Origin of the sequence: Citrobacter sp. Cpo012, assembly GCF_030333015.1 — a bacterium.
GTDB lineage: Bacteria > Pseudomonadota > Gammaproteobacteria > Enterobacterales > Enterobacteriaceae > Citrobacter > Citrobacter portucalensis.
In genome coordinates, this window is sequence record NZ_JAOWGR010000033.1 from 39,430 (window position 1) to 60,009 (window position 20,580).

Consider the following 20,580-nt stretch of genomic DNA (forward strand, 5'->3'; position numbering starts at 1 on the left):
TTTATTTGTAGAGTTCTGCAGTAGCGTGCCAGTGAGCACCTTCACGGAGTTCGGTGACGCGATAGCTGCTGGCGCCTGCTTTTTCAGCTTTAGCGGCGATGGCCTGACGCATGTCCATTGGTGAACTACCGATCTGAGAGACGGAGACGCTACCGATGGATTGCAGATTCTGTGCTTCTTGTGAGTTCACCTGAGTAACCGCGGCGCTTGCACCGAAGGAGAGAACAGAAAGAAGGCTTAAGGTTGCAATAGTAGTTTTGATTTTCATGATATTTACCTCGTCGAATTCTTTTATTGGGGGTCTGTGTTTCGTGACCCTCATCACAAAATCAAGTATACACTAATCACCCAATAAATTAATACCACGCTAATTGTTTCGCTGGGTTTTGAGTGTTAAGAAAATGATTTTTTATAACTCAATGGAATTAAAAAGAACATTTCAAACAGCTTATACAAAATAAATTTAATTAAATCATGTAGATGCTTTATTTTGCAAAATGTGCGTTTTTAAGGCTGCATATTCACCATGTGAATGTGTTTTGATGGTTAAACGCACCATTTGTTAAATCAATAGCAGTGGAAAAGAGAAGGAGGGGGATGAAAAGAGAGTGTTTTCCCCCGCCGCGAGGCGACGGGGAGGCGGTATTACAGTTCTTGTTCGAACAGTTCCAGAATGGCTTCGTACAGATCTTTTACCGTAAAACCCTTAGCTGGGGTGGTGAAGATGGTATCGTCACCGGCAATCGTACCCAGGATACCTTCCGCTTTCCCCAATGAGTCCAGCAGACGTGCAATCAACTGAGCAGCGCCAGGGCTGGTATGAATAACCACGACCGCATCGTTATAGTCGATATCCAACACCAGATTTTTCAGCGGGCTGGAGGTCGTGGGTACGCCCAGCTCAGCCGGAAGGCAGTACACCATTTCCATTTTCGCATTGCGGGTACGCACGGCGCCAAATTTGGTCAGCATGCGTGAAACCTTGGACTGATTGATATTATCAAAGCCCTGATCCTGCAACGCGAGGACGATTTCGCCTTGAGAGCTGAACTTTTCTTCTTTAAGTAGCGCTTTAAACGCCTTTACTAATTCTTCTTGTTTTGCCGAGCTTCGCATAAGTCACCCGTAATATGGCGGTAGAAACAACATTATTGTGCATACAGATGAATTTTTATGCAAACAGTCTGCCTTGTTCAAGGCTGAAATAATGTTATGAAAGAGCGGAATTTTATCAAATTTCGTTATCAAGAAACATGCCTGTGTCACGGCTCGCAAATAAGGTTAAAAGTAAATTAAATGTTATCAAATTGATGTTGTTTTGAGAGGCGGGTAGGGTATATTGTCAGCACCTGTTGGAAAGTTGCTCTACTGTGTGGGTGGTTTTGAATTACGTAACTTAGGTTTTATTTTACGTAAGTTAAATGCATAAAAGCCAAATTTGCGTGACTACGCATTCTTGACGCGTGGTTGTTGTATTCATTGGATTTGTGAATTAAGGTCGCCGCCGCGGAGCAATAGACATTTTGCTTATCAATATAATAAGGAGTTTAGGATGAAAGTTGCAGTCCTCGGCGCTGCTGGTGGTATCGGTCAGGCGCTAGCATTACTGTTAAAAACCCAACTGCCTTCAGGTTCAGAACTCTCCCTGTACGACATCGCTCCAGTAACACCTGGTGTGGCCGTTGATTTGAGCCATATCCCTACTGCTGTGAAAATCAAAGGCTTCAGCGGCGAAGATGCTACCCCTGCACTGGAACGTGCTGATGTGGTACTGATCTCTGCGGGTGTCGCACGTAAACCGGGTATGGATCGTTCCGACCTGTTCAACGTCAACGCCGGAATCGTGAAGAACCTGGTGCAGCAAGTTGCTAAAACCTGCCCGAAAGCGTGTATCGGTATCATCACCAACCCGGTGAATACTACCGTTGCTATCGCTGCAGAAGTGCTGAAAAAAGCAGGCGTATACGATAAGAACAAACTGTTTGGCGTGACCACGCTGGACATCATCCGCTCCAACACCTTTGTTGCGGAACTGAAAGGCAAACAACCAGGCGACGTTGAAGTTCCGGTTATTGGCGGCCATTCTGGCGTGACCATCCTGCCACTGCTGTCACAAATTCCTGGCGTAAGCTTCACCGAACAAGAAGCAGCTGACCTGACTAAACGTATCCAGAATGCGGGTACTGAAGTTGTGGAAGCCAAAGCCGGTGGTGGTTCTGCAACCCTGTCTATGGGTCAGGCTGCTGCACGTTTCGGCCTGTCCCTGGTTCGCGCATTGAGCGGCGAAAAAGGTGTGGTTGAATGTGCTTACGTTGAAGGCGACGGCCAGTATGCTCGTTTCTTCTCTCAGCCGCTGCTGCTGGGTAAAAACGGCGTAGAAGAGCGTCAGTCTATCGGCAAGCTGAGCGCGTTTGAACAAAGCTCGCTGGAAGGCATGCTGGATACGCTGAAAAAAGATATTACTCTGGGCGAAGAGTTCGTTAAGTAACGCGAGAGAGGCCTGCGTGTATTTGTAGGCCTGATAAGCGTAGCGCCATCAGGCATTACGTACTAACTCTCTACGATATCGCCTAATAAAAACCGGAGCCAACATGCTCCGGTTTTTTTATGGTCAGTAGGCCGCCAGACGTGACGTTAATTGGTGGCTGGGTATTCCTGGATCGTTACCTGCAGCGTCAACTGTTTGTCATCACGCATCACGACAACGGAGATAACTGAACCTGGTCGAATCTCTGCCACCTGGTCCATCGTTTCCAGCGCAGACACCGCCGGTTTGTTATTGACCGAGATAATCAGATCGTTAACCTGAATGCCTGCCTGTGCTGCCGGACCATCCGGGGAAACTTCGTTAACCACAATCCCCTGAATTTGATCCATCCCGCCGCCCTGAGCGTGCAGTGGTGCAATTTCGCGACCGCTGATACCGATGTAGCCACGAATCACGCGCCCGTCACGAATCAGTTTATCCATGATTTTAGTCGCCAACTGAAACGGAATGGCAAAACCGATCCCTTCCGGGGTTTCGCCATCGTTGCTCTTATCAAATGACAGCGTGTTAATCCCCATCAATTCACCCAGTGAGTTGACCAGCGCACCGCCGGAGTTTCCGTGGTTGATGGAAGCATCTGTTTGCAGGAAGTTTTGCCGTCCTGTCGGGTTCAGGCCAATTCGACCGGTGGCGCTGATGATCCCCTGAGTGATGGTTTGCCCAAGGTTGTACGGGTTACCGATGGCGAGTACTACGTCACCAATGTGCGGCACGCGTTTGTTATTAATTGGGATTGTTGGCAGCCCGCCAGTGGCGTTGATTTTCAGCACCGCAAGGTCGGTTAACGTATCAGACCCCACAAGCAGCGCTTCAAATACGCGGCCGTCCTGCAATGCGACGATGATTTGGTCGGCATCGTTAATGACGTGCTTATTGGTAATGATATAGCCGCGCTGATCCATGATAACGCCTGAGCCGAGCGTGCGGATCTCAAGCTGGTTGTGCGCGGTACTGTTCATACTGCGGTTATAAACGTTCACGACGGCAGGCGCTGCGCGGCGAACCGCCGGGTTATAGCTAGCGGGCGTTTCATCTGCACTGTCGAACTGCGGTGCGGTAAGCGTATTAATTTTTCGCAGAGAGGGCATCGCGGCCAGCAGGATGGCGCCGACGATTAAACCAATCGCGACCGAACGTAAAAGCTTCACAAACATGATGGCGGCGTCATTAATAAAGGGAACGGCAGCAGCATATCACGAGTTTACCGGACATCACACGAGGGGCTGATGTCCGGTTGCATGCGTTAACGCAGGAGCAGGTAAATACTCTCGTTACCGCGCACCACCTGCAGAGCAATGATCGACGGTTTCGCTTCCAGCACTTTTCGCATTTCGGCGATTGAGTTTACGCGATCGCGGTTAACGCCAATGATAACGTCATCTTTATGCAGACCGGCCTGTGCTGCAGGGCTGCTTTTTTCTACGTTATCAATTCTGATGCCTTTGGTGCCGTCTTTTAACTGACCATCGCTGAGCGTGGCCCCTTGCAACGCAGGCGCAATCATCTCTGCGCTGGCGGACGATGATGTGCTGGTATCGAGGGTGACTTCAACCTCGAGCGGTTTACCGTTACGCAGCAGGCCCAGTTTGACCTTGGTCCCAGGTTCAGTTGTTGCAATGCGTGAACGCAGCTCGGCGAAGCTGTTTAGCGGTTTGCCGTTGAGACTGGTAATGACGTCACCAGATTTCACTCCCGCTTTTGCGGAGCCGGAGTTAGGCAGAACCTCACTGACAAACGCGCCACGCTGTACGTCCAGTTTGAATGCTTTGGCGATATCCGAGGTCATTTCGGTGCCTTTGATACCCAACAGACCGCGTTTGATTTCACCAAACTGCATCAGCTGCTGTGCCAGCGTGCGCGCCATGTTGCTCGGGATTGCAAAGCCAATCCCGATGCTGCCGCCGCCGGGGGCCAGAATCGCGGTGTTAATACCGATCAGCTCACCGTTCAGGTTGAGCAATGCGCCGCCGGAGTTACCGCGGTTGATAGAGGCGTCAGTCTGAATAAAGTTTTCCAGACCTTCCAGGTTCAACCCACTGCGACCCAAGGCAGATACAATGCCGGAGGTGGCTGTTTGACCCAAACCGAACGGGTTACCCACAGCCACCGCGAAATCACCCACGCGGAGTTTATCGGAGTCAGCAATGGCAATTTGCGTCAGGTTGCTGGGGTGCTGAATTTGTAGCAGTGCGATATCGCTCTGATCGTCGCTGCCGATAAGCTTAGCGTCGAACTCTCGGCCATCATTAAGCTGAACGCTGATTTTTTGCGCCTGATTAATAACGTGGTTATTGGTCAGAACGTAGCCTTTGGCTGCGTCAATGATGACCCCTGAGCCCAGCCCTTCAAAGGGTTGTGACGGTTGATCGGGAAGTTCATCACCAAAAAACTTTTTGAACTCTTCCGGGACTTTCTGCCCCTGAGTGGCTGTACCTTCAACCCTTACGCTCACCACGGCAGGTAACACTTTCTCCAGCATCGGAGCGAGGCTGGGAAGCGCAGCCTGACCGGGAACCTGGCCGGGGATAGACGCTGCGGCCGGGAATGGCGCCGAGAGAGTTAACCCGACACTTAACGCTAATGCACTCAACAGCTGGGTTTGTTTTTTCATGGATCCTGCTCTCGTACCTTGAGTAAACGGAAGATGATTCAAAACAGGTTGATGTTATTGAATTTTCGGTTAGGTCACAATGCGGCTAACGACTAAATAATAGCTGGGACAGGAAGAGAAGCGGAGGGCGCAATTGCTGCGCCCAATAAATTTCTTAACGATGTGCGGTTAGTCGCGCTTTGCGCCGCTACGCAGCAGGCCGGATGCCCCTTCAGAATAGTCACGTGGCATCTGAACCGGCGCCTGATCGTTGCCTGCTTCAGACTCTGCCAGACGGTTACGGAACGGGTTGTTTTCCGGCGACATACCCGGCAGCAGGTTGCTGGAGCTTTTCGCCATGTGCTGGTAAATCTGACGATAATCGTCCGCCATGTTATCCAGCAATTCAGCGCTGCGGGCAAAGTGGCTCACCAGCTCTTCGCGGTACTCTTCCAGCTCAGCTTTATTTTTTTCCAGTTCGTACTGCAATGCCTGCTGTTGGCGTAATTTACGATTACCAAAACGCATGGCTACAGCACCAATAATGATACCGACGACTAACCCAATTAGCGCATATTCCCAGGTCATGAACATCTCCCGTTGTCTTGTGTTTCCGTAGGGTGTTGGCTTTAGGCTCCATGCCTGCGCCTGATTATGCCACTATAACCGCTAATCCCGTAGAAGTGGAATCCCGTGTTTATATCACGTAATGTAGAACGGCCTTTTTTTCGTCAACCGTGAGCGACGGCACATCGATTCTCAAGGAATAACAATAACATCATGCAAAGCTTTTCCCCTACATCGCGTTACCAGCAAGCCCTCAACGACGGCAGTCATCAACCCGACAACGTACAACTCGAAGCCGTGAATCGACTGGAAACCATTTTCCAGGCGCTTACAACGCCAGCACGTCCTGCGCCGCAAGAGAGTGGACTGATGGCGCGTTTTGGTAAATTGCTGGGCAAGCGTGAGTCACCGATCAACGCGCCGGTGCGTGGTTTATATATGTGGGGCGGAGTTGGGCGCGGAAAAACCTGGCTGATGGATCTGTTCTACCATAGCCTGCCGGGCGAACGTAAACAGCGTTTGCACTTTCACCGTTTTATGCTGCGCGTGCATGAAGAGCTTACTGCCTTACAGGGGCAGAGCGATCCGCTGGAAATCATCGCCGACCGCTTTAAGGCCGAAACCGACGTGCTGTGCTTCGACGAATTTTTTGTTTCTGATATCACCGACGCCATGCTGCTCGGCGGCCTGATGAAAGCGCTGTTTGCCCGCGGTATTACGCTGGTGGCGACCTCTAATATTCCGCCAGATGAGCTATATCGTAACGGTTTGCAACGCACGCGTTTTCTTCCTGCCATTGATGCCATCAAACAGCATTGCGACATCATGAATGTCGATGCCGGCGTCGATTATCGTCTGCGCACCTTAACGCAGGCGCATTTGTGGTTGTCGCCATTGAATGAGGAAACCCGCCAGCAGATGGATAAGCTTTGGCTGGCATTAGCGGGAACCAAAGTTGAACATGCGCCAACGCTGGAGATCAATCATCGTCCGATGCAGACGCTGGCCGTCGAAAACCAAACGCTGGCGGTGTCGTTTACCACGCTCTGTGTCGATGCCCGGAGTCAGCATGACTACATTGTGCTGTCGCGTCTGTTTCACACGGTGCTGTTGTCTGATGTGCCGGTCATGACCCCGCTGATGGAGAGTGAAGCGCGACGCTTTATCGCATTGGTGGATGAGTTCTACGAACGCCACGTCAAGCTGGTGGTCAGTGCGGCATCACCCCTCTATGAAATTTATCAGGGCGAGCGTCTGAAGTTTGAATTTCAGCGTTGTTTGTCGCGTTTGCAGGAGATGCAAAGCGAAGAGTATCTGAAGCGGGAACATTTAGCCGGTTAAACCTGCCGCAAATCACATAAAGGGGTCGATCTTTGACCCTGACTTCTCTATAATCTTGCGACCCCACGTTACGAGAGAGTTTTTTTCCCAAAACTTTCTATGCGCCGGCATAGGCTATTCGAAGGGGTAGGTTTGCTGGACAATGTCGTGTGAACCTCAACTGACAAAACGTTTGGGTGTTCACCAACGTGTAACTTATTTATTTGGGTAAGCTTTTAATGAAAACTTTTACAGCTAAACCAGAAACCGTAAAACGCGACTGGTATGTTGTTGACGCGACCGGTAAAACTCTGGGCCGTCTGGCTTCCGAACTGGCTCTGCGCCTGCGCGGTAAGCACAAAGCGGAATACACTCCGCACGTAGATACCGGTGATTACATCATCGTTCTGAACGCTGACAAAGTTGCTGTAACCGGCAACAAGCGTACTGACAAAGTGTACTATCACCACACCGGCCACATCGGTGGTATCAAACAAGCGACCTTTGAAGAGATGATTGCTCGCCGTCCTGAGCGTGTGCTTGAAATCGCGGTTAAAGGCATGCTGCCAAAAGGCCCGCTGGGTCGTGCTATGTTCCGTAAACTGAAAGTTTACGCTGGCAACGAGCACAACCACGCGGCACAGCAACCGCAAGTTCTTGACATCTAATCGGGATTATAGGCAATGGCTGAAAATCAATACTACGGCACTGGTCGCCGCAAAAGTTCCGCAGCTCGCGTTTTCATCAAACCGGGCAGTGGTAAAATCGTAATCAACCAACGTTCTCTGGAACAGTACTTCGGTCGTGAAACTGCCCGCATGGTAGTTCGTCAGCCGCTGGAACTGGTCGACATGGTTGAGAAACTGGATCTGTACATCACTGTTAAAGGTGGTGGTATCTCTGGTCAGGCTGGTGCGATCCGTCACGGTATCACCCGCGCTCTGATGGAGTACGACGAATCCCTGCGTGGCGAACTGCGTAAAGCTGGCTTCGTTACCCGTGATGCTCGTCAGGTTGAACGTAAGAAAGTCGGTCTGCGTAAAGCACGTCGTCGTCCTCAGTTCTCCAAACGTTAATTGTACTCTGCTTCGGCAGACGACAATTTGCGAAAAAACCCGCTTCGGCGGGTTTTTTTATCGTTATTTCTCGCCTCAGATCCACGGTAATCCGCTGATTGCCACCTCTTTTTCCCCATTTCAAGAATCGACTCACCACAAAGGTCACAAAATCTGGTAAACTATCATCCAATTTTCTGCCCAAATGTCCGGTATCGTTCATTTTTTGTTTGTATTTTGAACAGTAATGACTTTCCCGAGTCTGGGTGACATCACTTCTGGCTGGCCACTGAGTGGCTGGTAGCAGTAAAAATTCTGAATATACCTGGAGGTTTTCATGGCTGTCGCTGCCAACAAACGTTCGGTAATGACGCTGTTTTCTGGTCCTACTGACATCTATAGCCATCAGGTCCGCATTGTGCTGGCTGAGAAAGGTGTTAGTTTCGAGATTGAGCATGTGGAGAAGGACAATCCACCTCAGGATCTGATCGACCTCAACCCGAATCAGAGCGTACCGACACTGGTGGATCGTGAGCTGACCCTGTGGGAATCTCGCATCATTATGGAATACCTGGATGAGCGCTTCCCGCATCCGCCGCTGATGCCGGTTTACCCGGTTGCGCGTGGTGAAAGCCGCCTGTACATGCAGCGTATTGAAAAAGACTGGTACACGCTGATGAACGTCATCGTGAACGGTTCTGCTTCTGAAGCCGAAGTCGCGCGTAAGCGTCTGCGCGAAGAACTGCTGGCAATCGCGCCAGTATTTGGCCAGAAACCTTACTTCCTGAGCGATGAGTTCAGCCTGGTAGACTGCTACCTGGCGCCGCTGCTGTGGCGTTTACCGCAGCTGGGGATTGAATTCAACGGTGCAGGTTCGAAAGAACTGAAAGGGTACATGACTCGCGTCTTCGAACGTGACTCTTTCCTGGCTTCTCTGACTGAGCCTGAACGTGAAATGCGTCTGGGCCGGGGTTAACCTGTATGGATTTGCCACAGCTAACACCACGCCGTCCGTATCTGCTGCGCGCGTTCTATGAGTGGTTGCTGGACAACCAGCTCACGCCGCATCTGGTGGTGGATGTGACGCTCCAGGACGTGCAGGTTCCAATGGAATATGCGCGTGACGGGCAAATTGTTCTGAATATTGCACCGCGTGCGGTGGGCAACCTGGAACTGGCTAACGATGAAGTGCGCTTTAACGCGCGTTTCGGTGGCGTGCCGCGTCAGGTGTCTGTGCCGTTGGCTGCCGTTCTGGCAATTTATGCACGTGAAAATGGCGCCGGTACGATGTTCGAACCGGAAGCCGCCTACGACGAAGATGTTGCCAGCTTAAATGATGACGACAACGACGCGTCTGGTTTTGAGAGTGAAACGGTCATGTCGGTCATTGATGGCGATAAGCCTGATAATGGCGACGACAACGATCCGGATGATACTCCGCCACCGCCTCGCGGTGGGCGTCCAGCGCTGCGCGTAGTGAAATAAGTAGTGAAATAAAAAACAGGCCCTTTAGGGCCTGTTCTGCTTTCTGGCTTTGGTATCAATAAAACAGCGCGATGGTGGCTACCATATTCACCACAAATCCTACTGCCATCGGGATTGCTGTACGTTTTACCACTTCAAAGGGCGATACGCCGGCAATACCCGATGTCACGACAATTACAGCGGTTATGGGTGACACCGCGCGGGCAAGCGTAGTGGCAAAATGCATCGGCATAATCATTACTACGGCAGGAATATGCAGCCCGGCGGCAATATCCGGAATGAGGCTGGCAAAAGACATAAACGGCGCGTTGCCTGACCCCATGACGATTGCGCAGGCGGCGATGACAACCGCCATGATGATCATCACGCCGATACCGCCAAGACCGGAATGCTCTGCGCCTTTTATTACGGCATCGACAGTCCCGATAGTCGTCAACCCTTTCGCAAAGATTTCACCGGCGACCACCAGGGTGACAACGTTGGCAAACTGCGTCCCCATGCCGTCAAAAAAAGCCTGCACATCATCCATCGTTTCGCGCAGATTATGTTTATGCAGGAATTCAACAAACATAGTCAGCGTCATGCTCATTAACATCACCACCACCAGATTCAACTCAGCTTTCATTAGCCCCATTTGTGCAAGAGCAAGCGAGCCCAGCATCAGGATCAGCGGCATCACCGGCAAAATGGCGTAATAGAGCGGGGGTACGTTTTCCAGCGTCTTTTGTTCCGCAAATCCGTTACTTTCCGGTGCGGCTTTTTTATCAAATTGACGCTGAACGAAAAAATGCGCAATGGCGACGGCGACAATGACACACGACGCGACGGGCAACTGGTATTGAAAGAAATAGGTGGCGATTTTCATGCCCGCGACCTGCGCGGCAAAAATAGAGTTGGTTTCCAGAATGCCCCATTCAATCGACATCGAAGTGGCAATGACCGCAACAGCGGATAAACGGCTTACGCCAAGACTAACCAGCGTTGGGAACAGCGTCACCATCAGCAACATACCTAACCCGGATGCGCTGGTAATGAACTGCGCCATGATCTGACCAATCACATAGGTGGCGGCAAGCACTACATAGGGTGAACGGATTAGCTTGAGCGGGCGGCTTAACAGGCTAACCATCGCTCTGCTGGCCCCCATTCTGTCCATATAACGGGCATAACCGCCCACCGCCATGATTGATAACCCCAGCCCGGCCGCGCGGTTGGAGAGCATACGCAAAATTTCATTGTAAATATCGACCAGTAGATAGCCACTGCTTTTGTCGTTAGCGACCAACGCGCCGTAGCCCAGCCAGACGCCGCAGATCATCAGGAAGATCCCGGCGGCGGCCAGCACGACCTGCGGTTTGTAGTTTTTGAGGATCAGGTAACCCATCGTTAATAAAACGATGACAGAGATAATGATGCCGAACATTGTTTCACTCCATGCCAGAGAAGAAGATAAATCCGGTAATAATGCTGTTGTCAAAACGGATGTTATATTTTTCTGGGCATTTTTTATGGAGTGAATATCTTATTTTTAATTCGATGATGTAATTATTTATCGTTATAAAATAGATGGTTATGATAAATTATCACGTTCATATTCATAATTTTCATGAAGCTATTTAACTCCATTCAATTAAAATGAGGCAGAAGATACTCGCTTAAAATAATATTGCTGTTACGTATATTATCAATAAGCCAGCCGGATCAGATCGTCCATCATTTCACCCTGCTTTCGATCCTGTGTTAGGATAAACCCGCTGTTGTTTGTCACCATGACTTAGCTGAATGGACCCTATGAACGCATTTGATTCGCAAGCTGAAGACTCTCCATCCACCATTGGCCGTAGCTTACGCAATCGCCCGTTGGCGCGTAAAAAACTGTCTGAAATGGTTGAAGAAGAACTGGAGCAGATGATTCGTCGTCGGGAATTTGGCGAGGGCGAACAGTTGCCGTCTGAGCGGGAGCTGATGGCCTTCTTTAACGTGGGCCGTCCTTCTGTACGAGAAGCGCTGGCCGCGTTAAAACGCAAAGGTCTGGTACAAATCAACAACGGCGAGCGCGCCCGCGTTTCGCGTCCTTCAGCTGATACCATCATCAGCGAGCTGTCTGGTATGGCGAAAGATTTCCTCGCACATCCCGGCGGCATTGCCCACTTCGAGCAGTTGAGACTGTTCTTTGAATCCAGCCTGGTACGATACGCTGCCGAACATGCGACAGATGAGCAAATCGACAGACTAGTTAAAGCACTGGAGATCAACAGCCAGTCGCTCGATGACAATACGTTGTTCATCCGCTCGGACGTTGATTTTCACCGTGTACTGGCTGAGATCCCGGGCAATCCTATCTTTATGGCTATCCATGTTGCGCTGTTAGACTGGCTGATTGCCGCCCGTCCGACCGTCGCCGATCAAGAGTTGTATGAGCACAACAACGTGAGTTATCAGCAGCATATCGCGATTGTCGACGCAATTCGCCAGCGCGATCCTGAAGAAGCTGACCGCGCACTGCAAGAACACCTCAATAGCGTTTCCGCGACCTGGCATGCCTTCAGCAAAAGTAAAAAGTTGCGTAAGTGATCGCGATCCCGACGATCGTTTAAACACAAAATCATTCAAGTTGCATCAAGGCGGCAAGAGAGCGAGTTCCCTGGAGCATAGATAACTATGTGACAGGGGTGAGCGAACGCAGCTAACGCAGAGGCGGCTCGAAGGATGAAGTGTTTAGTGAAGTAGATCGCACTATAAGCGTTCTGTATTGTATTGCTGCTTATTTGATCTGGTATAACAGGTATAAAGGTATGCAGTTAGATAACACTAATCATCGTCAGAGGTCGTTATGGCAAGAGATTTAAAAGGCGTAATGCCAGCGTTGTTAACCCCATTCGATAACCAACAGAGACTGGACATCGAGAGTTTGCGCCGCCTGGTGCGTTTCAACATTGGTCAGGGTGTAGACGGGCTCTATGTCGGTGGCTCAACGGGTGAGGCCTTTGTCCAAAACCGCGTTGAAAGAGAGCAGGTACTGGAAATTGTTGCCGAAGAGGCGAAAGGTAAGGTGACGCTGATCGCCCATGTTGGCACGGTGAGTACTGAAGAGAGCCAACAGCTGGCGAGTGCGGCACATCGTTACGGCTTTGATGCCGTTTCGGCCGTTACACCGTTTTACTATCCGTTCAGCTTTGAAGAACATTGCGATCACTACCGCGCAATTATTGATTCCGCTGATGGTTTACCGATGGTGGTCTATAACATTCCGGCGCTGAGCGGCGTAAAACTGACGCTGGATCAGATCAACACGCTGGTAACGCTGCCAGGCGTTGGCGCACTGAAGCAAACTTCGGGCGATCTCTATCAGATGGAACAGATCCGCCGCGCTCATCCCGATCTGGTGCTTTATAACGGCTATGACGAGATCTTTGCTTCCGGAATGCTTGCGGGCGCAGATGGCGGTATCGGTAGCACTTACAACATCATGGGGTGGCGCTATCAGGGAATTGTGAAAGCGCTCAAAGAAGGTGACATCCGCACGGCGCAAAAGCTGCAAACCGAGTGCAATAAGGTTATCGATCTGCTTATTAAGGTTGGCGTGTTCCGCGGCCTGAAAACAGTATTGCACTATATGGATGTGGTTTCTGTCCCACTGTGCCGTAAACCCTTTGCCCCGGTAGATGAACACTATCTGCCGGAACTGAAAGCGCTGGCAAACCAACTGCTGGCGGAAAAGGCGTAATCACGGGTCGCCGGGGGCGTTTCGCTTGCCCGGCCTGGATTTTCGACCGTAGGCCGGGTAAGGCAAAGCCACCACCCGGCACAACAACAAAAATCGTCGGGAGAGTAAAATGAGTACTTCTACCCAAAGCATCCCGTGGTATCGCCATCTCAATCGGGCACAATGGCGGGCATTTTCCGCCGCCTGGCTGGGATATTTGCTTGATGGTTTCGATTTTGTGTTAATCGCTCTGGTGCTGACAGAAGTGCAGGGCGAATTCGGACTGACGACGGTGCAGGCTGCCAGCCTGATCTCGGCCGCCTTTATCTCCCGTTGGTTTGGCGGGTTAATGCTGGGGGCAATGGGCGACCGCTACGGACGCCGCCTGGCAATGGTCACCAGCATCATTCTGTTCTCTGTGGGAACGCTGGCCTGCGGTTTCGCGCCGGGCTACACCACCATGTTTATCGCCCGCCTGGTTATCGGTATGGGAATGGCCGGTGAGTATGGCTCCAGCGCAACCTATGTTATTGAAAGTTGGCCTAAACACCTGCGAAACAAAGCCAGTGGTTTCCTGATTTCCGGATTTTCCGTTGGTGCCGTGATCGCCGCCCAGGTTTACAGTCTGGTGGTCCCGGTCTGGGGATGGCGCGCGCTGTTCTTCATCGGCATCCTGCCAATTATCTTCGCCCTCTGGCTGCGTAAAAATATTCCGGAAGCGGAAGACTGGAAAGAAAAACACGAAGGCAAAGCGCCGGTACGCACGATGGTGGACATTCTCTACCGGGGTGAGCATCGGGTAATTAATATTCTGATGACGCTCGCCGCTGCAACTGCGCTGTGGTTCTGCTTTGCTGGCAACCTGCAAAATGCGGCTATCGTGGCGGTCCTGGGACTGATATGCGCCTTTATCTTCATTAGCTTTATGGTGCAAAGCAGCGGGAAACGCTGGCCGACGGGCGTGATGCTGATGGTGGTCGTGCTATTCGCCTTCCTGTACTCGTGGCCGATTCAGGCGCTGTTGCCAACCTATCTGAAAACGGAACTGCTGTACGATCCTTCCACGGTGGCCAGAGTGCTCTTCTTTAGCGGCTTTGGTGCGGCGGTTGGGTGTTGCGTCGGCGGTTTTCTTGGTGACTGGCTGGGCACGCGTAAAGCCTATGTCTGCAGTCTGCTGGCCTCGCAGTTGCTGATTATTCCGGTGTTTGCGATAGGCGGTTCAAACGTCTGGGTACTGGGTTTGCTGCTGTTTTTCCAACAAATGCTCGGCCAGGGGATCTCCGGGATCTTACCAAAACTGATTGGCGGTTATTTCGATACCGATCAGCGTGCGGCGGGACTGGGCTTCACCTATAACGTAGGCGCACTGGGTGGGGCTCTGGCACCGATCATCGGCGCGCTGATTGCCCAACGTCTGGATCTGGGTACCGCGCTGGGATCGCTCTCTTTCGGCCTGACATTTGTAGTGATCCTGCTGATTGGTCTTGATATGCCGTCCCGTGTACAGCGCTGGCTGCGTCCTGAAGCGTTGCGTACGCATGATGCCATTGATGGTCGACCGTTTAGCGGTGCCGTGCCGTTCGGCGGTGACAAAAGCACTATGGTGAAATCCAAAAGTTAATCCAGTTGCCCGGTGCTGAACCGGGCAATAGCTGTAAGGGAAGGAATATGTCGTTCTTCGAGCTACAGAGCGCCACTACGATGCATGAGGCGGCGTCATGACCACACTGGCGATTGATATTGGCGGCACCAAATTGGCTGCCGCGCTGATAGACAACAATCTGCAAGTCCGCGAGCGGCGTGAACTGCCGACGCCTGTCAGTAAAACGCCGCAAGCGCTGCGCGCCGCGTTACAAACACTGGTTGCCCCGCTACAGGGGCGTGCTAATCGGGTGGCGATCGCCTCGACGGGGATTATCCGTGAGGGGGCTTTACTGGCGCTGAATCCGAATAACCTCGGCGGATTGATGCATTTTCCGCTGACACAAACGCTGGAACAAATCACCGGCCTGCCGACGCTGGCCGTCAATGACGCACAGGCAGCGGCGTGGGCTGAGTACCATGCGCTTGGTGGTGAGTACCGCGATCTGGTGTTTATTACCGTCTCCACAGGCGTTGGCGGGGGAGTCGTCAGCGGTGGGAAACTGCTGACTGGAGTCGGCGGTTTGGCTGGGCATCTGGGACATACGCTGGCCGATCCGCATGGGCCTGTTTGCGGCTGCGGGCGTGTGGGCTGCGTTGAGGCGATCGCATCCGGTCGTGGAATAGCGGCGGCTGCCGAAGGCGCGCTTGCCGGATGCGACGCCAAAACTATTTTTAGCCGTGCCGGGCAGGGGGATGAGCAGGCAAGCCGGTTGATCCATCGCTCAGCGCGTACTTTGGCAAGGCTTGTTGCCGATGTGAAGGCCACGACTGATTGTCAGTGCGTGGTCATTGGCGGCAGCGTTGGGCTGGCTGAAGGGTATCTGGCGCTGGTGGAACATTATCTGGCACAAGAGCCTTTGGCCTATCACGTGGAATTGCTGGCGGCGCATTGCCGTCATGACGCTGGATTACTGGGGGCCGCGCTGTTGGTCCAGGGAGAATGATGATGATATCAGATGCGTTGAATTCACTGCCTTCTGCCGGATTACATCCGGTCTTGCAGCAGGCGTTAACGCTTGCCATTGCGGCGAATCCGCAGGAGAAAACGCCTGGGCGCTACACGTTGCAGGGCGAGAATATTTTTATGAATGTCATGCAATTTACAACGCAGAGCCCAGAGCATAAGAAAGCGGAGCTGCATCAGCAGTACATTGATATTCAGATGCTGTTGTCCGGCGAAGAACGGATTCTGTTCGGGATGACCGATTCTGCTCGTCACTGCGAAGAGATGCACATCGAGGATGATTATCAGCTGTGCAGCCAGATTGCCGATGAACAGGCTATGGTACTGAAGCCGGGAAAATTTGTGATTTTTATGCCGGGCGAGCCGCATAAACCGGGTTGTGTGGTGCAGACCCCGATGGACATCAAAAAGGTGGTGATCAAAGTCCGCGCCAGCTTATTACAAGCTTGAGAATGAGAGACTGTGTCGGATGGCAAGGCTTACGCCATCCGACATGGAATGTAACGACCTAGCGCTTAAACGTCACCGTTTCTGGCTGCGTCAGATGCAGTGTGGTTTGGCTTGGGACCGTCTCGGCAATGACTCGACCATGACGAATGGAATAACGGGCAGGCGTCTGGCGACGAACCGCGTCAAACCCATTTTCTGCAGGCAAAATCACCAGATTCGCAGAATTCCCCACGTTCAGACCATAGTCCTGCAGATGCAGGGTTTTCGCGCTGTGGGTGGTGACCAGGTTCAACCCATCGTTAATTTGTCCGTATCCCATCAGCTGGCACACGTGTAATCCCATATGCAGCACCTGCAGCATATTCGCAGTGCCCAGCGGATACCACGGATCGAAGACGTCATCATGACCGAAGCAGACGTTGATCTCCGCTTCCAGCATCTCTTTGACGCGCGTAACACCACGACGCTTAGGATAAGTGTCAAAGCGCCCTTGCAGGTGAATATTCACCAGTGGATTTGCGACAAAGTTAATGCCGGACATTTTCAACAGACGGAAAAGACGGGAAGCATACGCGCCGTTGTAGGAATGCATCGCCGTAGTATGGCTGGCGGTCACGCGCTCGCCCATATTGTAGCGATGCGCCAGCGCCGCAACGGTTTCAACAAAGCGGGATTGCTCATCATCGATTTCGTCACAGTGCACGTCGATAAGTTTGTCGTATTTTTGCGCCAGAGCGAAAATCTTATGCAGCGACTCTACGCCATATTCACGCGTGAATTCAAAGTGCGGGATCGCGCCAATGACGTCGGCGCCCAGACGCACGGCTTCCTCCAGGAGCGCTTCACCGTTGGGATAAGAAAGAATGCCTTCTTGCGGGAACGCGACAATCTGTAGCTCTACCCACGGAGCGACTTCTTGCTTCACCTCCAGCATGGCTTTTAGCGCCGTCAACGTAGGGTCGGAAACGTCAACGTGAGTACGGACATACTGAATGCCGTTGGCCATTTGCCACTTCAGGGTCTGCATGGCGCGCGCTTTGACGTCTTCGTGAGTGAGCATTGCCTTACGTTCAGCCCAGCGCTCAATGCCTTCAAACAATGTACCAGACTGGTTCCAGCTCGGCTCGCCCGCGGTTTGCGTAGTGTCCAGATGGATATGTGGCTCAACAAACGGGGGAATTGCCAGACCACCTTCGGCATCAAGCACTTCACCCTGTGGCAACGTAGCTGCGTCTTGAGGCTCAATACGGCTAAAGCGCCCGTTTTCAATCGTGATTTGCCATAACCCTTCACGTCCCTGTAAACGCGCCTGATGAATGGTGATGTTATTATTCTGCATGGCTGACCTCCGGGGATTTAGCAAGGCTGCGATTGAAAAGTGGATTCAGCAGGATATAGCTGAATACGCCGCCGAGTACGGCATTGACGGGCACGATGCCGGGAATATAGTGGCCTGCGGCAATGCCCAGTGCAACGGACAGGATCGCTATCCAGTTTACGGAAATAAATTGCGCTTTGCTGAAGTCGGCATAGCGGCGATGGTTCAGCAGATAGTCGGCGATGATCACCCCGCCAATCGGGGGAATCGCTGCCGACAGAAATGTCAGCCAGCCGACAAAGTTATTGTAAAGCCACAGCGCGCACAGTGTGCCAATAATACCGTTAGCCACCGACAGCGTACGGCTGGAAAGGCCGGTAATATTGGCAAATCCCAGGCCCGATGCGTACAGCGCATTATCGTTGGTGGTCCAGATATTCAGGCCGAGAACGATGATCGCGGGCAGCAGCAGTCCCTGGGCAATCATCACGTCAGAGATATCCGCCTGTCCAACCGCAGCCGCGCCCGCAGCGCCGAAGATGAACATCAAGGAGTTGCCAAGGAAAAACGCCACCATGGCGATCAGCACCGCGCCTTTGGCGTTGCGGCCAAAACGGACGAAGTCAGCGGTTAATGTCCCTGCGCTGACAAACGAGCCGACTACCAGCGCCAGTGCGGTGGAGAAATCCAGCGGCGTTTGCGGCACTATCGCTTTTAAATGCTCCAAACCGCCGACATCACTCACCGCCAGCCAGACGGAGTAGCTGCCAAGAACAACGATGGCAGGTACGGCGATGATTGATAAAACGGTCAGCGCTGAGATGCCAAAAAAGATGGTCAGGGTCATCAACAGACCGGAAACCGCAATCAGGATATTGACGTCAATTCCCGTCGCTTTGCCAACCGGGATAGCAAACATGGCCACACCAACGCCAAACCAGCCTACCTGTGTGCCGCCTAACAGCAGAGAGGGAAGCCATGAACCTTTCACACCAAATGAGTAACGCGCCAGAAGGTGGGTTGAGAGCCCTGTTTTTGCGCCGATAAAACCGAGAAATGCAGTGTAAATACCGAGGAGAAGATTACCGAAGAGAACTGCCAGGAAGAAATCATTATAAGAAAGACCGGTACCGAGTGTGCCACCGGTCCACATACTGGCGGAAAAGAATGTGAGTCCCAACATGACAAATGTTAGTGGAACTACGCCTTTTCGCGCCGCCAGAGGGACGGGGCCCTGGCTATAATTGTTGTCTTGCGACACAACGCCTCCATGAATTTTGCCCAAAAAATCCGCCGCATAATATACAGTTCTCAACGTAAAGCAAACGTTTTCGTCTGATTTTTACATGGTTATTATTCATGCTATTGATCTGTTTGGGGTGTTAAGGTTATTTGCCCTGTTTACTAAACGTGTTGTCAGACTGGCTTAATCGGCAGGTTTGGCGGTATTGCGGCAGGAATTTGGCATCTCACCCACCCGGGCAGATGAGATGCCTTAAGAGGCTGTATTACACTTCCAGGTAGTTCAGGATACCGTCTGCCGCTTTACGACCTTCGGCAATCGCGGTGACTACCAGATCCGAACCGCGCACGATGTCGCCACCGGCGAAGATTTTCGGGTTGCTGGTCTGGAAGGCGTTGTCGCTGCGCTCTGGAGCAATAATGCGGCCCTGAGAATCCAGTTCGACGCTGTGTTTTGCCAGCCACTCCATACTGTGCGGACGGAAGCCAAACGCCAGTACCACCGCATCTGCCGGAACAACGTGTTCGGAACCGGCGACGATCTCCGCACGGCGACGGCCCTTCGCATCCGGTTCACCCATTTCGGTACGCGCCATTTTCACACCGCATACCTTACCGTTGGCGTTCACTTCCACGCCTAAAGGCTGGACGTTGAACTGGAATTCGACGCCTTCTTCACGCGCATTTTTCACTTCGCGTTTGGAACCCGGCATGTTCTCTTCGTCACGACGATAAGCGCAGATGACATGTGCTGCGTTCTGGCGAACCGAGGTCCGCACGCAGTCCATCGCGGTATCGCCGCCGCCGAGAACGACGACGCGTTTGCCTTCCATGCTGATGTACGGCTCGTCGCTGCTTTCGCCAAAGCCCATCAACTGTTTGGTATTGGCGATCAGGAACGGCAGGGCATCAAACACACCGGAAGCGTCTTCGTTTTCCAGTCCGCCGCGCATCGACTGATAAGTACCTACGCCAAGGAATACCGCGTCGTAATCCTTCAGCAGGTCGTCGAGCTGGACGTCACGGCCCACTTCGACGTTGAGTTTGAACTCAATACCCATGCCGGTGAAGATCTCACGACGGCGGGTCATGACCTCTTTCTCCAGCTTGAAAGCCGGGATGCCGAAGGTCAGCAGACCACCAATCTCCGGATGACGATCAAACACCACCGCCTTCACGCCGTTACGGGTCAGCACATCAGCACAGGCCAGGCCTGCCGGACCGGCACCGATGATCGCCACGCGCTTGTCGGTTTGACGCACGCCGGTCATATCCGGGCGCCAGCCCATTTCGAATGCTTTATCGTTGATATAGCGCTCGATGTTACCGATAGTCACTGCGCCGAACTCATCGTTCAGCGTACAGGATCCTTCACACAGACGATCCTGCGGGCACACGCGGCCACAGACTTCCGGCAGAGTGTTGGTCTGGTGCGACAGTTCTGCTGCTTCAAAAATACGCCCCTCGTTCGCCAGTTTCAGCCAGTTCGGGATGTAGTTATGCACCGGGCACTTCCACTCGCAGTACGGGTTACCGCAGGACAGGCAGCGGTCTGCCTGTGCTTTGGCCTGACCTTCGGAAAACGGCTCGTAGATCTCGATAAACTCGATCTTACGGATCTTCAGCGGCTTCTTAGGCGGATCAACGCGCTGCAGGTCGATAAATTGGTATACGTTCTGACTCATTGCTGC

Annotated in this window: 20 protein-coding genes; 11 read left to right on the top strand and 9 right to left on the bottom strand. The window is 52.3% G+C overall.

The window, feature by feature from the left end; all coding sequences use genetic code 11:
* Position 1: 1 nt before the first annotated feature.
* Together yhcN and argR are read right to left on the bottom strand one after the other, a co-directional pair.
* Complete coding sequence (gene yhcN, locus OGX90_RS04470) at positions 2–268, bottom strand: peroxide/acid stress response protein YhcN (RefSeq protein ID WP_003828812.1); 267 nt, start codon at positions 266–268, stop codon at positions 2–4.
* A 377-nt stretch (positions 269–645) separates the two neighbouring features.
* Entirely contained in the window at positions 646–1,116 is a 471-nt protein-coding gene (argR, locus tag OGX90_RS04475) for a transcriptional regulator ArgR (RefSeq protein ID WP_003025162.1), read from the bottom strand.
* Between the two features lie 436 nt (positions 1,117–1,552).
* Between argR and mdh the strand changes: the two genes are divergently transcribed.
* Positions 1,553–2,488 (top strand): malate dehydrogenase, encoded by a 936-nt coding sequence (mdh, locus tag OGX90_RS04480; protein WP_286623241.1) that lies wholly within the window; start codon positions 1,553–1,555, stop codon positions 2,486–2,488.
* Positions 2,489–2,634: 146 nt separating this feature from the next.
* On the opposite strand, the gene degS is transcribed toward mdh, so the two are convergent.
* The 3 genes from degS to zapG all read right to left on the bottom strand — a co-directional run bounded on the left by degS (position 2,635) and on the right by zapG (position 5,726).
* The gene (gene degS, locus OGX90_RS04485; protein ID WP_008785952.1) at positions 2,635–3,702 is read right to left on the bottom strand and encodes an outer membrane-stress sensor serine endopeptidase DegS; all 1,068 of its coding nucleotides are present in this window, start codon (positions 3,700–3,702) and stop codon (positions 2,635–2,637) included.
* A gap of 89 nt (positions 3,703–3,791) precedes the next feature.
* On the bottom strand, positions 3,792–5,159 hold the full coding sequence (gene degQ / locus OGX90_RS04490; protein WP_008785951.1) for a serine endoprotease DegQ: 1,368 nt from the start codon (positions 5,157–5,159) through the stop codon (positions 3,792–3,794).
* Between the two features lie 168 nt (positions 5,160–5,327).
* On the bottom strand, positions 5,328–5,726 hold the full coding sequence (zapG, locus tag OGX90_RS04495; RefSeq protein WP_003025147.1) for a Z-ring associated protein ZapG: 399 nt from the start codon (positions 5,724–5,726) through the stop codon (positions 5,328–5,330).
* A 192-nt stretch (positions 5,727–5,918) separates the two neighbouring features.
* On the opposite strand from zapG, the gene zapE reads away from it, so the two are divergent.
* From zapE to sspB, 5 genes are all read left to right on the top strand, one after another.
* Positions 5,919–7,046 carry a cell division protein ZapE gene (zapE, locus tag OGX90_RS04500; protein ID WP_008785949.1) on the top strand — a complete coding sequence of 376 codons (1,128 nt, stop codon included), beginning with the start codon at positions 5,919–5,921 and terminating at the stop codon, positions 7,044–7,046.
* A gap of 218 nt (positions 7,047–7,264) precedes the next feature.
* Entirely contained in the window at positions 7,265–7,693 is a 429-nt protein-coding gene (gene rplM, locus OGX90_RS04505) for a 50S ribosomal protein L13 (RefSeq protein ID WP_003025141.1), read from the top strand.
* A gap of 15 nt (positions 7,694–7,708) precedes the next feature.
* Positions 7,709–8,101: a 30S ribosomal protein S9 gene (rpsI, locus tag OGX90_RS04510; protein WP_003025138.1), complete on the top strand. Its 393-nt coding sequence runs from the start codon at positions 7,709–7,711 to the stop codon at positions 8,099–8,101.
* A 316-nt stretch (positions 8,102–8,417) separates the two neighbouring features.
* A complete protein-coding gene (gene sspA, locus OGX90_RS04515) occupies positions 8,418–9,056 on the top strand; it encodes a stringent starvation protein SspA (protein ID WP_003025132.1) in 639 nt (212 codons plus the stop codon).
* Positions 9,057–9,061: 5 nt separating this feature from the next.
* Entirely contained in the window at positions 9,062–9,565 is a 504-nt protein-coding gene (gene sspB / locus OGX90_RS04520) for a ClpXP protease specificity-enhancing factor (protein WP_003025130.1), read from the top strand.
* A 55-nt stretch (positions 9,566–9,620) separates the two neighbouring features.
* On the opposite strand, the gene dcuC is transcribed toward sspB, so the two are convergent.
* A complete protein-coding gene (gene dcuC / locus OGX90_RS04525) occupies positions 9,621–10,988 on the bottom strand; it encodes an anaerobic C4-dicarboxylate transporter DcuC (protein WP_060683127.1) in 1,368 nt (455 codons plus the stop codon).
* A 359-nt stretch (positions 10,989–11,347) separates the two neighbouring features.
* Here dcuC and nanR point away from each other — a divergent pair, with 359 nt between their 5' ends.
* From nanR to nanQ, 5 genes are all read left to right on the top strand, one after another.
* Entirely contained in the window at positions 11,348–12,139 is a 792-nt protein-coding gene (gene nanR / locus OGX90_RS04530; RefSeq protein WP_286623243.1) for a transcriptional regulator NanR, read from the top strand.
* Positions 12,140–12,398: 259 nt separating this feature from the next.
* On the top strand, positions 12,399–13,292 hold the full coding sequence (gene nanA, locus OGX90_RS04535) for an N-acetylneuraminate lyase (RefSeq protein ID WP_286623245.1): 894 nt from the start codon (positions 12,399–12,401) through the stop codon (positions 13,290–13,292).
* A 109-nt stretch (positions 13,293–13,401) separates the two neighbouring features.
* Positions 13,402–14,892: a sialic acid transporter NanT gene (gene nanT / locus OGX90_RS04540; protein ID WP_048215451.1), complete on the top strand. Its 1,491-nt coding sequence runs from the start codon at positions 13,402–13,404 to the stop codon at positions 14,890–14,892.
* 97 nt (positions 14,893–14,989) lie between these two features.
* Positions 14,990–15,859: an N-acetylmannosamine kinase gene (gene nanK, locus OGX90_RS04545; RefSeq protein WP_208743681.1), complete on the top strand. Its 870-nt coding sequence runs from the start codon at positions 14,990–14,992 to the stop codon at positions 15,857–15,859.
* A 2-nt stretch (positions 15,860–15,861) separates the two neighbouring features.
* Positions 15,862–16,329: an N-acetylneuraminate anomerase gene (nanQ, locus tag OGX90_RS04550; RefSeq protein WP_057067638.1), complete on the top strand. Its 468-nt coding sequence runs from the start codon at positions 15,862–15,864 to the stop codon at positions 16,327–16,329.
* Positions 16,330–16,387: 58 nt separating this feature from the next.
* Here nanQ and OGX90_RS04555 read toward each other — a convergent pair whose 3' ends face one another.
* The 3 genes from OGX90_RS04555 to OGX90_RS04565 form a co-directional block, all read right to left on the bottom strand.
* Entirely contained in the window at positions 16,388–17,668 is a 1,281-nt protein-coding gene (locus OGX90_RS04555) for a cytosine deaminase (RefSeq protein WP_032945132.1), read from the bottom strand.
* Complete coding sequence (gene codB / locus OGX90_RS04560; RefSeq protein ID WP_032945130.1) at positions 17,658–18,908, bottom strand: cytosine permease; 1,251 nt, start codon at positions 18,906–18,908, stop codon at positions 17,658–17,660. The genes OGX90_RS04555 and codB overlap by 11 nt, the downstream gene beginning before the upstream one ends.
* Positions 18,909–19,155: 247 nt before the next feature.
* Positions 19,156–20,574, bottom strand: a complete 1,419-nt coding sequence (locus OGX90_RS04565) for a glutamate synthase small subunit (protein WP_008785940.1) — start codon at positions 20,572–20,574, stop codon at positions 19,156–19,158.
* Positions 20,575–20,580: the final 6 nt, after the last annotated feature.

Coding starts and splice junctions, on each gene's coding strand:
- rpsI (WP_003025138.1), top strand. CDS start 7,709: ATGGCTGAAAATCAATACTACGGCACTGGTCGCCGCAAAAGTTCCGCA.
- sspA (WP_003025132.1), top strand. CDS start 8,418: ATGGCTGTCGCTGCCAACAAACGTTCGGTAATGACGCTGTTTTCTGGT.
- nanR (WP_286623243.1), top strand. CDS start 11,348: ATGGACCCTATGAACGCATTTGATTCGCAAGCTGAAGACTCTCCATCC.
- nanQ (WP_057067638.1), top strand. CDS start 15,862: ATGATATCAGATGCGTTGAATTCACTGCCTTCTGCCGGATTACATCCG.
- degQ (WP_008785951.1), bottom strand. CDS start 5,159: ATGAAAAAACAAACCCAGCTGTTGAGTGCATTAGCGTTAAGTGTCGGG.
- OGX90_RS04555 (WP_032945132.1), bottom strand. CDS start 17,668: ATGCAGAATAATAACATCACCATTCATCAGGCGCGTTTACAGGGACGT.
- argR (WP_003025162.1), bottom strand. CDS start 1,116: ATGCGAAGCTCGGCAAAACAAGAAGAATTAGTAAAGGCGTTTAAAGCG.
- nanT (WP_048215451.1), top strand. CDS start 13,402: ATGAGTACTTCTACCCAAAGCATCCCGTGGTATCGCCATCTCAATCGG.
- zapG (WP_003025147.1), bottom strand. CDS start 5,726: ATGACCTGGGAATATGCGCTAATTGGGTTAGTCGTCGGTATCATTATT.
- zapE (WP_008785949.1), top strand. CDS start 5,919: ATGCAAAGCTTTTCCCCTACATCGCGTTACCAGCAAGCCCTCAACGAC.
- mdh (WP_286623241.1), top strand. CDS start 1,553: ATGAAAGTTGCAGTCCTCGGCGCTGCTGGTGGTATCGGTCAGGCGCTA.
- nanA (WP_286623245.1), top strand. CDS start 12,399: ATGGCAAGAGATTTAAAAGGCGTAATGCCAGCGTTGTTAACCCCATTC.
- yhcN (WP_003828812.1), bottom strand. CDS start 268: ATGAAAATCAAAACTACTATTGCAACCTTAAGCCTTCTTTCTGTTCTC.
- dcuC (WP_060683127.1), bottom strand. CDS start 10,988: ATGTTCGGCATCATTATCTCTGTCATCGTTTTATTAACGATGGGTTAC.
- sspB (WP_003025130.1), top strand. CDS start 9,062: ATGGATTTGCCACAGCTAACACCACGCCGTCCGTATCTGCTGCGCGCG.
- nanK (WP_208743681.1), top strand. CDS start 14,990: ATGACCACACTGGCGATTGATATTGGCGGCACCAAATTGGCTGCCGCG.
- OGX90_RS04565 (WP_008785940.1), bottom strand. CDS start 20,574: ATGAGTCAGAACGTATACCAATTTATCGACCTGCAGCGCGTTGATCCG.
- degS (WP_008785952.1), bottom strand. CDS start 3,702: ATGTTTGTGAAGCTTTTACGTTCGGTCGCGATTGGTTTAATCGTCGGC.
- rplM (WP_003025141.1), top strand. CDS start 7,265: ATGAAAACTTTTACAGCTAAACCAGAAACCGTAAAACGCGACTGGTAT.